Source organism: Bacillus sp. J41TS8, from assembly GCF_018333035.1.
Taxonomy (GTDB): domain Bacteria; phylum Bacillota; class Bacilli; order Bacillales; family Bacillaceae; genus Bacillus; species Bacillus paralicheniformis.
On sequence record NZ_BORF01000045.1, the window covers coordinates 1 to 588 of the forward strand.

The window sequence follows — 588 nt, forward strand, 5'->3', positions numbered from 1 at the left end:
CTAATTGTTCCTGATAAGCTCTTGTTTCTTTTCTCACAATCTTCTTCACAAACTTTTTCTTATTCGCATTGGCTTTGACATGGGTTCCATCGATAAAGGCGACCGACGGGTCGACAAGACCAAGATCTATGGCCTGACGCAAGATTTTATAGAAGATTGTTTCAAATAAATCCGTATCATGAAAACGGCGCTCATAGTTTTTACTGAAGGTTGAAAAATGAGGGATTTTTTCAGAGAAGCCATATCCAATAAACCAGCGATAAGCGACATCGGTTTCGATCCGCTTAATGGTTTCGCGCATCGAGCGATGGCCAAACACGTACTGAATCAGAACCATTTTGATCAATACAACAGGATCAATACTTGGACGTCCTTTGGAAGAATAAAGGGGATCAACTTTTTCATAAATAAATGAAAAATCCATAGCTTCTTCTATTTTCCTGACCAGATGATCTTCCGGAACAAGTTCACTTAAGGCAAAGACTTCAAGCTGTTCGCGCTGATCTTTAGAGTGCTTAGACAACATGGAAAAACCTCCAAAAACTAGATTTCACTCACATTTTAACAAAAAAAGCTTGTCGATCAAGC

Annotated in this window: 1 protein-coding gene; it reads right to left on the minus strand. The window is 39.1% G+C overall.

Translation table 11 applies throughout. The features are described 5' to 3' along the window. A partial coding sequence (locus KI350_RS22755) for a transposase (protein ID WP_142396720.1) occupies nt 1–526 on the minus strand: 526 nt, incomplete at its 3' end. Nucleotides 527–588 lie beyond the last annotated feature (62 nt).